The 11792-nt window shown below is 58.6% G+C and carries 7 protein-coding genes and 1 pseudogene; 1 reads left to right on the plus strand and 7 read right to left on the minus strand.

Going from position 1 to position 11792, the window contains the following annotated elements:
- The 5 genes from WS68_RS00215 to WS68_RS00230 all read right to left on the minus strand — a co-directional run.
- A partial coding sequence (locus tag WS68_RS00215; RefSeq protein ID WP_156429290.1) for a DUF4214 domain-containing protein occupies positions 1–2104 on the minus strand: 2104 nt, incomplete at its 3' end.
- 618 nt (positions 2105–2722) lie between these two features.
- Positions 2723–4150, minus strand: a complete 1428-nt coding sequence (locus tag WS68_RS00220) for a Hint domain-containing protein (RefSeq protein WP_059568902.1) — start codon at positions 4148–4150, stop codon at positions 2723–2725.
- Positions 4151–5152: 1002 nt separating this feature from the next.
- A complete protein-coding gene (locus tag WS68_RS25480; RefSeq protein WP_082709719.1) occupies positions 5153–5503 on the minus strand; it encodes a hypothetical protein in 351 nt (116 codons plus the stop codon).
- Positions 5497–8136 (minus strand): carbohydrate-binding module family 20 domain-containing protein, encoded by a 2640-nt coding sequence (locus WS68_RS00225; RefSeq protein WP_059568905.1) that lies wholly within the window; start codon positions 8134–8136, stop codon positions 5497–5499. Before WS68_RS00225 ends, WS68_RS25480 begins: the two co-directional genes overlap by 7 nt.
- Before the next feature lie 451 nt (positions 8137–8587).
- Complete coding sequence (locus tag WS68_RS00230) at positions 8588–9469, minus strand: LysR substrate-binding domain-containing protein (protein ID WP_059568903.1); 882 nt, start codon at positions 9467–9469, stop codon at positions 8588–8590.
- A gap of 198 nt (positions 9470–9667) precedes the next feature.
- On the opposite strand from WS68_RS00230, the gene WS68_RS00235 reads away from it, so the two are divergent.
- Positions 9668–10975 carry a lipase family protein gene (locus tag WS68_RS00235; RefSeq protein WP_197419501.1) on the plus strand — a complete coding sequence of 436 codons (1308 nt, stop codon included), beginning with the start codon at positions 9668–9670 and terminating at the stop codon, positions 10973–10975.
- 289 nt (positions 10976–11264) lie between these two features.
- Here the strand turns inward: WS68_RS00235 and WS68_RS25485 are convergent.
- Positions 11265–11482 (minus strand): annotated as a pseudogene (locus tag WS68_RS25485) (integrase core domain-containing protein); the annotation flags it as partial.
- 57 nt (positions 11483–11539) lie between these two features.
- Positions 11540–11792, minus strand: a 253-nt coding sequence (locus tag WS68_RS28170) for a hypothetical protein (RefSeq protein ID WP_197419502.1), incomplete at its 5' end; no start/stop codon positions are given.

Genomic DNA, 11792 nt, shown 5'->3' on the forward strand with positions numbered 1-11792 from the left:
CCCACCCTTCGTACATGCTTGGGAATACCGTGAACAGGCAATTCGCGTACAGGTGCGCGAGCAACGCGTCGCTGACGTTCTGAAGCCAGAGCACCTTGCCCTCCTTGAACATCGGCATGCACTCGAGTTGCTCCATTAGATCGTCGACACCCCAGCCCTTCATGCCGACGAAGATGAGCTGCGGACAGTCGGCACCACGGTCGCGATACAGTTCGTCCCAGACATTGACGAGCAGCCGATGGTTTTTGCGCGCTTCGAGCGAGCTGACATACAGCACGAAGTTGCCGCAGAACAGGACATGGCGCAGCATGCTGGCTTCCCGTTCCTCCAAGCCCGGCAATCCCGCGCTGCGCTCGGGCACGGCGAGCGGAACCACGCTGATTTTCGGAAAACGCGTCTCGACGCCGGCTGCTTCCCAAAACGACGCCAGATCGCGGCATGACGAGTCGGAGTTTGCGAAAATGCTCGTCGCCGTATAGGCCATATCGACGAAATGCCGTTGGAACGTTTGAGCCATTTCCTGACGCGCGCTGAATTCTGGAAAGAGGATCGGCACGATGTCGTGGCATGCGCCGACTATCTTCACACCATACTTGCGCAAATATTTTGCGACGTCGTGAATCGGCGAAAGATCCCAGTCGAGGCCGACCGAAACGTAGGTATCGGCGCCCGAAGGATCGAGTTCGGGCAGCGTCGCATGATGATACTGAACGACCGATGCATCCGTGCTGTCGCACCAGCGCTCGGACAGGATGCTGCCTACGTGACGGCGGTCGAACTCCCTGAGCACCTTCGCGGCCGGGTCCCAGAGCACGAACGTCACGTTCTCGTAAGCGGCCAGATGTTTCGCGAGTTCCCGCTCCACGCGCACGATGCCGACCGGGCGTGCGCGCCAATGATGACTGGTGGACAGATTGAACACGAACCGCTGATTCGGCCGTCCCAGCACGGGGCCGCCGCCGTTCAATACGCGCTGAAGCCGATGCTCTTGCAAGCGGGTCGTTTCCTGCAATTGTTCGAGCAAAGTGTGCGTGTGGGCGAGGCGCGTATCGATCTGATTCAAGCGCGAGGCAGTCTCGCCTGACAGCGCGGCCAGCGCCTGATCGAGGCGTTGTGTCTGAAGATTGGCGAATTCAAGCAACTGTCCGAGCATTCCCTCCGTTCGCGTGAGGCGTGCAGTCACCTGATTCAAATGCGTGACAGTGTCGTCCGATAGCTTGGCCAGACAATGCTCGAAGTGCTGCGTTTGAATACTTTCGGCATCCTGAATGTGTTCCAGCCGTGTTTGCGTCTCGACGAGACGCGCGTCCATCTCGCCCCAATGCGTGGCGGTTTGGTTCGACAATGCGTCCAGCGAGCGATCGACGCGTTGAGCACGCTGTTCTTCGGCGTCCTGCATTTTCCCGAGCATTTCATGCGCGCGGGCGATGTGCGCATCGACCTGCTTCAAATGCGCTGCGGTGCCGTCGGACAGTGAGGCCAGTGTACGGTCGATATGCTGGGCGTGCAGATCCGAGGCATCCCGCCATTGCCCGAGCCATTCATGGGTGTGGGCGATACGCGTCTCAACCTGTTTTAACTGCGCGGCCGTATCGCCCGAAAGAGCGGCCAGCGATTGGTCGAAGTGTTTTGCTCGACCATTGCCGCTTTCTTGCTCGCGTTCGAGCAATGCTTGCGTATGCGTGAGACGTTCGCTGAGCTGATTCAGATGTTCGGCAGAAGCGATGGACAGTGTTGTGAGCGAATTTTCGACGCGGTGCAGCTTTTGTTCGACGCCGCTGAAACGGCCAGCGTCGGGAGGTCCGAATATTTTTCCGACAATCGGCCAATGAAAACGGTGCCAATTTCGCAATGCATGCTCAAGCCCCGGCAATGTGCGCCGTTCGTTCTTGAGTTCCGGAGACGAGCATAACTGATCGATGATCTGAAGCTTGTCGGCCCCGTTTTCCAGCTTGGAGAGATAGAACGACGCGCCTTCCTGGTCTGGATCGCGCCCCAGCAGCGTGCGATACGCGCAGTACAGGAATTCGTCGCCGTCATACGCCAACAGCTCTTCAAGAGAAGCCGCGGACGAGACATGATCGTATCGAGTATTGGTCAACATCTGCGTTCACAAAAAAACGACAATGTCGGATTGCGGCGCGGCGAATAACCGGGTTCGACGGCCTAAGCTTCACGGCGGATGATCGCAGTGCTTCAATGGCCGTGACAAGGTGCCTGAAACGAGCTTAATCGGAAATCGGCCGGGGGAGGTAGATAAGATCGCTTGCAACCGCAAGATCGATCATCATTGGGAATGCGAATGAAAAGATGAACTGCGATCATTCGATTCTTCGGCGATTGGATTGAATTGGGCTCGTGCCCGGAGCACGTCAAGCCGCAACGATGGACGGCGTACTTGGACTCTCGCTGGGGATCGAGCTGGTTCAATCGGTTCAATTGCCGGCGACGCTCCATGTTGCTGTCTCTCACTTCGGTATGGCATGCCATTGCAGTGTCCAGCCGATAGCTAAAGTGTTCTTGTGCTGTTTGTAGATCGAAAAACTGTATCGCTATCGATGCGGCCAAATGGTTGCACGATCGCGCATGAGCTGGAACCGAAACATCCAGCTGACGCGAGCCAAGCGCGATATCAATGCGAACTCGATATCGGGCGGCCCACCAACAAAATGCGGGCGGCCCCAACGCCGCCCGCAAACCTTTCTACTTCGTCAACCGCAATTTATGCTGCGCGCAAGGTCAAAACTTTTTCGTCGGCAGCTTGGCTGGCCGGCTCGACCCAGCTAAAGCCCGCGTCCGTCCGGAAGCTCAGACGCAGGAAAACGTGGGACTTGCAGCCGCTCCAGAACGTCGAAGGAATCGACAGGTTGCCGTTCGTCCAGCGGTGATTGTTTTGCGGCTCCAAGCCGTAGAAGCCTTTCGACAATTCCGCGTCGTCGAGCGCGATCTCTTTCGAGAAAGACAGACCATCCGTCACGTGCAAACCGCTGACACACACGCCGAGCTTGCGCGGATCGTCGCCCAAACCGAATTCGGCCGGCGTGAACGTCTTGGAAATGAGTTGCACTTCTTTGGCCGTTGCCGGGAACAGGAAGCGCGCCTGACCGTTTTCGATATCACCGTCAACCCGTTGACCGTCGACGACGAGGTGCACGTCCATGTCGTTGGTGATCGTCCAGCCGAGTTCGCGGGCACGCACGGCGATTCGCGAACGCAATGCGTCAATGACCGGGCCATTGATCACGAACGGGCGTGCATATTCCGCGAGTGCGGCGTTGACGACGTCCGGATCTGCATTGCCGCCGTGGCCCATAAACCAGCCGCGGTTGCCGCAGTCTTTGTAGCTTTCGCTGTAGACGCCGTTGGCGATCAGGACATCGTGCTCGTCGAGCTCGACGTGCCAGTACGTCACTTCATCGACGTCGATGTAGGCGATCGTCGAGCCGTTCGCGAGGAAGCGCACCGGAACGAACAATTCGTCGAGTACTGACAGGCACAGCGAATGACCTGGTGACAGCACCAGATCTTCCGTCGGAAGATTTTCGCCCAGGGCGCCAGCCATCACGCGCACCGGACGGGACTCGTCGAAGTTCGACGTATGCGTGCGGGTCACCGTGCGCTTGCCGATCCAGACGATCGGGCGCTCGCGGCCCGAACTGGTGATCGCGATGTCGCCAACCTTCAAATCTTCCACCGCGATATCGCCGCGCGTCGTGCGGATCTTCGTGCCGGGCCCGAAGCAGACGGGCGTCGTGCTCGTGCTGGGCGGTGCGCTGGTGGCGGTTGTGGTGATCGGTTGCGCGATCGAGAGGAACCCCGTACCGCTTGGGCTGAACGTCACCGCGAACGTGATCGGAGTCGATATGCCGGCGAGGTTGGCCGAGAAGTAGTAAGTCGGATTCGTAGGGTCGGCATTATTGATGCTGTAGCCGAGGTACGTCGCGTTGCTGGCAAGCGCCGCCGTGCCGTTCGCGAGTTGCCACGTCACGGTCGGCGAGCTTCCGCCAGGCACATCGATCGTACCGTTGACCACCACACCCGTAATGCCGAGCGTATTGAACAGGTTGGTCCCGGTAAACAGGCCCAAAGTGTTCACGCCGGCAGTCGCGCTCGGGCCCGAAAAAGTCACATTGTTGAATGTCTGGCTCATACACGGTTCCTCTATTGATAAAGGAGGTTTTCAAGCGGGCAAGACAAGTTGAAAGAAACGACCAACCGCCAAATGGCTAGTCCAGGAAATTAAAAAATAATTCCGGGATGCATTCTGAAACTATCACACGCATTTGGTTTACGCAAAGGGTTCGGATAAATAAATAAATTGGGGATCGATTGATTTGAGGTATTGAGCCATGCGGGGCAAGGGTTCTGTGAATTGTTTAGGAAGTGGCAACGGTCAGTGGCACACGAGCTCGCCAAGCGCCGGCCGGACAGTCCAATTTTAACTGTAAGTATTTGATTTTTATAAAAAATAAACTGTATGAAAGTTAAAAATAGATAAATATGGTTAACCCCAATAAAAGAGCGATTGCAGATTAAAGGTGGGATCCTATAGCGCGGTGGAGGCCCGGTAAATTTTTATTATTTATAGGATTCGTCTTAGATTTTCCGGGTAATTTTTCCTCGAATTAATCTAACAATTGATGGTTGGGGAATTGATGGTTTGTTAAGTGGTTAGGGGAAAGTAAGGTTGGGTGCCGGTAGAAGAATGTCGATGGAAGATACCGGTAAACGTGTGGTAAGAATATTTCGTGCTGCCGACATGAAAAATTAGTTTGCGCGGCTTTGCACAATGGCTTGCCCGGAATGGAATTTCAGATAATTCCGATGAAGAAAGAGGGCTGTGGTGTCGTTGAATTAATTGCCGAATCAAAAGAGATGTGGGTGATCCAGGTTTAATGATTGCGCCAGGCGTTGCCGGGCTTGAGGCAGGCCGACGCTGCCGCTTGTGCTGTATACATTAGCGATCCATAGCATCGGCATTGGCCGTGCTGGCGTGCTCGGAGAACTCCTGATTGGAGTGCATACGCCAATCGCTGTCCAATCTGAAGTATCGCTGCCTGATCGAGCGCCAACCGATCAGACCGGCGTATGAGGCCGATAAAGGCGATGGACGCATCGAACGACTGGGCGAATTGCCCAGCGTCGACCGTTTTTAGGGGGTGGATGCGGGCGGCGGCCGTAGCGGCTGCGCGCCCGGGACATCGGGTGCGCCGCGCTGAGCCTCGACAGGCGCTGGTGCGATGGCCGGGTCCGGGTTCCAACTGCTACCGCCCGGTTTAACCTTGATGTGCGGCAGCGCCTTGACGAGGGGCGGATTCGAGCGCGGCGCAGGTGCAGGCGGCGGAATGGCCGGCATAGGCTCGGGAAGCGAGGCAGGTAATTCGGCTGCGGGCGCCGATGCCGGCGGCGGTTTCATCTGCAATCCGTAACGCCAGCCGGCCGCGGCGAGCCCTAGGAGCATCGCCGCGATCAGCACGAGCCAACGTGCACGCAACTTCACCAGTTCACCTGATCATTCAACGTCAACGTGCCGCTGGCAGGTGTTTGGAGCTGCCGATTGCCGGACCGGTTTTCCCAGCTCACGCTGCCGTCCGCATTCTTGCGATAGTACTTGTATTGAATCGCCTGGCCTGCCGGCAGGTTGACGGTATTGCTCCATACCGGGTAATTGACCGGATCTGCCGGAATGCCGAGATCGGTATTCCAGTTGCCGAGCGCGCTGACATTGCCGGTGACGTAGACTTGCTGGCCGAGCTGCGTGCTTGCGTTGACGTTGACCTTTACCGAAACCTGTCCGCTCTGCAGCGGCGCGACGCAATTGTTGTAGCGCGCGCAGACGACCGACGGGATGTCGACGATTCGGCCCGCCTGGATCGATGCCAGCAGGCTGATGTATTCGCCCATTGCCCAATTGAGCGGTGCCATCGATTTGGTCGGCTGACCCGGCGTATACCCGGTGGGCGTAGTAACAGCCCAACCGTCGGGCAGCGTGGTTGAATTCGACCATATCTGTTCAGGCAGGAAGCCTTCCGGCGTTGTCAAATGCTTGAGTGTCGACAGATATGCGCTGCCTGCGCCGCCGCTGCCTTGGCGAGCGATCTCGTACATTCCTCGTTCGGCCGTGAAGATCGGCCACAGCCTGCCGACGCCGGTGCCGTCGAAGTTGCTGCCGTCGTTGTGCTCGCCGTAGCCGTCGAAGTTATAGCGGAACCAGGCATTGGGCGACAGTGCAGGTGCATTCGGCAGGCTCAGCGATTGGCCGAGCACACTGTCGTATACCGAGATCGTATTCGTGACGGTTGAATCGGTTGCGCGCTTGACGCCCATTCTGACCAACTCGAAAAAGCCGCCGTCGACGACGCGCCGCGCATCATGGTTGCCGCCGCCGTTCTTGATCGCGAGCGTTTGCGCGGCGTCGGGCCCGGATGTCGGCGCGAAGCTCGCGCGATCGGTGCCGCTGCCCGCGCGACTGGCCGGATTGATGCGGATATAGTAACTGCCGTTGCCGAGCGAGCCGCTCGACGTGTACGTCCAGGCCGCCACGTTCTCCTGCCAGTAATCGGCTGCTGCCAGATAGCGCGCGGCGCTGGCCGTATCGTTGTTCTGGACTGCGATATCGGCAGCCGTGACGAGGCCAGCGATTTCGGCGGCGATGGTGGACGGCGAATAGCCGGAGTTCTCTTCCCAGCGCTCCTGATACGTCCACGGCCCAGTGCTGACGATGTAGTCAGCAGTCTGTTTGATTTTCGGCCAGAGTGGGTTATAGACGCTCGGCCCCAGACGCCACGCGAGAATGATCGGCATCGCCTGTTCGTCCATCTGCGTGCCTTGCCAGTATGGCCAACCGTTCACCCATGCATTCTGCGGGAAACGCCCGACGCGGCTGTAGCCTTGCGAACAGCCCGACGCGTTGTATTCGGCGGTGCCGCAATTGCTGGTTTGCTGCAACGTATTGAACAGATAGTTGACGACGTTCGATGCGGTGGATGTGTCGCCGGCCGTCGTGAGCGCGTTCGCGAACTTAAACAAATCGCGCGGCCAGACCAGGTGATAGCCGCCCGCGTTGCTGTCGCCCTGCGTTTCGCCCCAGGGCGTGCCGATGCCGGCGATCATTGCGCTGTTGCTCTTGTCCTGCATGGTCTTGAGCGTCATCGCCGCCAGGTAGTAGGCGTCGTCGGCCGTGCCGTTCTGTGTCGAAAGGCCTGCCGCATAGTTGTGCCAAGCCGTGTCGTACTGTTGCTGTTCGCTGGTGAGATTGCTGCCCAGTACGGTGTTTGCGTCGCTGATCGCTTGGTTCTGCGTACCGCCGAAGCCGAGTACCACGTCGAACGATACGCTGGTGGCAGCCGGATCGCCCGTATCGATCCAGCCCATCTGCGCGACGTTGCCGTTGGTCGCGGACGAGAAGGTCCAGTCCATGGATTTGTCGGCGCTGCCGCCTAGCAAGTCGGTCCAACCATCGCTTTGTGAGACGAAGCCGTTCGATGCCATGCTGACGCCATTGACGATCTTCCACGGATGATTGACCAGCAATGCTGAATAACGGCTGTTGTGATTGCCGACGAGCGCTGTGCCGCCGCTATAGGAAACCGTCTGTGCCGTATTGTTGCTGCCCGCGTTGTCGAGGTACGGCTTGAACAGCATGTAAAGATTGAAATCCCCGACCTTGTGACCATTGAGTGCGGTAAAGGTCACACGCTGCACGATTGCGTTGTAGGTTGGATCGGCGAAGATGATTTTCTGGATCTGCCAATTGTGTGCGCTGTTACTGGTGGTGACCCGCCAGCTCATCGTTCGCGTATCGGTCTGGGCGGAAGAATATGCCTGGAGTTTTTCTTCGTCGGCGAAAGTTTTGCCGGTATCGCCGACCAGGAACTGCAAGTCGACGGTTTCGGGCGTATCCAGAACCGGGTAATAGACCTCGGACAGAATGCCTCGATAGCCGGTGAAATACACGCGCGATGCGCCATTGACTGCGGTGCCGAGGAACGACTTGGCTGCCGGGCCTCTTACCGGCGTGGCGCCAGGCGAACCAAATGCTTCGGATGCCAAAGCATTGTGTGCGGCGATGCTCGAAAGCAGGGCGAAAGCACTGGCCAGTGCCGCCCGTTCCCACCTGAAACGACGTGTCGACATCGTTGTCTCCGTAATCTGTTTGTATGGCTGGATTTTGTAGCGAAACAACGTTCGCTGTATCTCATGAGATCACTAAAACGTCAATACAGATGACGTTTCATGACAAAGAGTGTAGTGATACTACGTCCACTGCGAGCGGTGTGCGACGGACTGGCGGCGGATGCTGAACTGCTTGGACGAGCGCGGCAATGCGCTGCATGGACCGGCTTTCTAAGTACCAGCGCAAGCAAGGGCGGGCCAAGAGCCGGCCCGGCACGAGAGCCGTCTTGCGAGGCTTACATTGAGCTATCGGTGGTACCGGTGTCAGGGGAGCCGGCTTTTATGCCAGTTATCCCGTTCGCAGCAATGCATGGACGAACAGTGGTCCAAGTTGGTTCACTACGTTAAGAATGGCGTCTGGCCGATCTCCAAACAACCGGTGCGAAAACGCAATCAATCTCCAGTCGCATGTTCAAGCGAAGCTACGAAACGCCTGCTTTCTGAGCATCTCCATCATCAACTGCGCATTCGGCGATAGGAACACGTCCGAGCGCGTCACGAGGCCCTCTGTCAAATCGGGTAGTGGCTCGTCGAGATCGAGCGCCGCCAAGTCGATATCCTCTATTTCCGATGCGATATCGCGGCTCACCACCGCGAGCGCGTTGGTGCACTTCAGTGCTGCACGAGTCGCGACCACGTTTTGGCTCTCGATGTTTTGAGGTCTTTCGATAACTCTTGCCGCCCCGATATGGGAAGGTTGCGTCGTAATGCGGATTCCGCCGCTGATCCAGGGAAATCGAGTCAGGTCATCCAGCGTGCATCGGCGGTTGACGAGCGGATGCGTGCGACGGGCAATCACGATCGCCGGTCTGCGAAACCACGGTTCGAATTGAAACGGCATGGGAATCGATTCTGCGAGCGCAGTGCAGACACCGAAATCGAGCGTCCCGTCGCGCAGACCTGGGAGGACCGACGCAAGGGCGCCGTCCACGATACGCAGCGGCGAGCGCGGACGTTGCGCAATGAAGTCGGGTAGGACGAGCGGCAACAGGCTGTTCGAAGCCATGATAGACAAGCCGATCGCGACTCGGCCGCAATCGTCTGCCGACACGTCGCCCTCAAGCAGATTCATTTGTTCGACGATCAACGTCGCGCGTGGCAGCAACGCTCGGCCTGCGGCAGTCAGGACGGCACCGCCCACTCCGCGCGCAAGCAGGGTTACACCTAACTGTTCTTCGAGCAAGCGCATCGTTTTCGTGACGGCTGCTTGGGATACGCCCATCGCCCGCGCTGCGGCACGGATGCTGCCGAGTCGCGCGACGCTGACGAATGCGAGGACTTGCGGATACTTCATGGGTGACAACCTATGGTTGATTGTCGGAACGAAACGACGTCTTGTTTGGCGTATTTCACCGTGCCAAGCTCGCCCTGTCTTGCTTGGAACGCTCGATCGCAGCACGTTTTTTCAAGTCGGATCGCACGAAAGTCTCGGAATGGCGGGGCGATTCCTGCGGCCAAGAGACGACAACTTACGATCTTTCGAGAGTGTTACATGAAATCAAAAAAACTATCCATCGCGCTCGCGCGTGGACTTCTGGCAGCCGGCACCGCCGCGTTGGCATTGGCCGGATGTGGTGGAGGGGACATCGACAATGCAGGCATGCCGACGGGTCCGGTGCCGGTGGCGAATGCCGCGTATGGCGATGGCGGGATGCCGGCGTTCTACACGTGGACGAGTGGCGTGCCGGCGCGTCCCGGATTACTGCTGCGGCAGCAGGCATTACCGCTGGAGCTTGCACTGGATCATTCTGATTCCGCACAGAATCTGCGAATGCTTTACACGTCGACGGAGGGCGTCGACGGCAAAACGCCGATTACCGTTTCCGGCGCGGTCTACCTGCCGCAGGGTAAGCCCCCGGCGGGGGGCTGGCCCATCATCGCGTGGACGCACGGCACGGTCGGGATCGCGGATATCTGCGCGCAGTCATTCCGCCCGCGTTCCGCTCGAGACAAGGCTTATCTGGGCGCTATGTTGGCTCAGGGCTACGCGATCGTCGCGACGGACTATGAAGGGCTCGGCACGCCAGGCCCGCATCCATACCTCGTCCATCGTGCGGAAGCATATGGTGCGCTCGACGCGGTGCGGGCAGCGCTGTCCGCGCTTCCCGGCGTGCTGGCTAACAAGGTAGTCGCGGTCGGACAGTCCCAAGGTTCCGGCGCGACGATAGCAACGCTGCAGTACGCGCCCAGTTATGCACCTGACGTGCACGTCGTCGGCGGCGTTGCTACAGGCGTATATTTTCCGCTCGTCGGACCGGGGGCGGCAGCGTCGCCACCGGTTGGAAGCGGCGACGCGGGCAATTCCGTGTACCTGCTGTTGGCTATTCGGGGAACCGGGATGTTGGTCGATCCGGGATTCGATTTCAGGCCCCACATCTCCGATCGCGCACTGCCGGTATACGACGCCGCGACGACTTCGTGCCTCGGCGCGCTTGACGCGCTGCAGCAGGCGAACGGCGTCGATCAAACCAACTACCTGAAGGCGTCGCCCCCCGTCGACAAGATCGGCGCACTTGTGGCGGCAACGTCGACGCAACTTGCAAGCTTTTCGTTGAAGGTGCCGCTCTTCACGGGTTCGGGCCTTGCCGATACGACAACGCCGCCATCGAACGCATATGCGTTCATATCGACCGCGTGCTCGCTTGGCGCGCCGATTGAATGGCACTACTATCCGGGGCAAACGCACGATAGTACCGTCAACACGTCGCTGGTGGACTCTCTGCCCTTTATCCGCAAGGTGATGACTGGCCAGCCTGTCACGGGCAATTGCGCATCGCTGCAGCCGCCCACTGCATCGTAGCCCCCAGCCGGCACGTTCGTGTGCTCAAGTTGGATGCGAACGTGCCGCGAGGATTCAGCGAATGGTTCCGCGGGCATGCACTTGAAACCTTTGTAATCAACAAAACTTTCGCGCTGCTGTCAGTTGCGCTCCTAGAAGCTCGGCCTGGTCGACGAGCTTTCGTATGGTCACACGGGGCATCTTATCGTTGGTCTGCCACCGACCTTGGACTGCGATCGGCGCGGCACCGATCGCTTTCTTCCGGTACGTTCCCAGTGGCTCGGCACACAATCATATTTACCCGACTCTACGCTGCGATGACCGCGTAAGCATGCGCGAGACTCGTGAACCCGCGCTCGTTATGGCATTCCGCGCGGAACTTGCCGTTGAACGGCTCGATGTACATATTCTGCGTCGGCTTCTCCGGCTGGATTAATTTCAACGTTACGCCGTTCGCATACGCCCATTGGTCGAACCCCGGCTCGTGAATTCCGCTCTCGGGACGGTTCGCAGCGCCTTGGGATAGCCGGAATTCAACGATGACGAAGGCTCGTCTAGCCGAGTCTTCGAGAGCGGCTGAAGGCCCTAGCGGTGGAAAAAGACCGGCGATAACAGGGGTGGCGGACCGGGATCGGTATGCGCGAGACCGGTTGCTTTCGGTTGATGCGCTGGGTTCGGTTGATGAGTTTTTGGTTGCGGTTTGAGAATGCGCGCCTCGTCGATCGGCGATTCGGTTTTATCGTCAGCAGCCGGTTCGAGCTTGCCCAGGCTTTGCGCAAGCCGAAGGCGGGAGGTCTGCCATTTTGAGACGGCCTGCACGCGCTGCTTTTGCGCATCG

The sequence above is a fragment of the Burkholderia sp. TSV86 genome, from assembly GCF_001522865.1.
GTDB lineage: Bacteria > Pseudomonadota > Gammaproteobacteria > Burkholderiales > Burkholderiaceae > Burkholderia.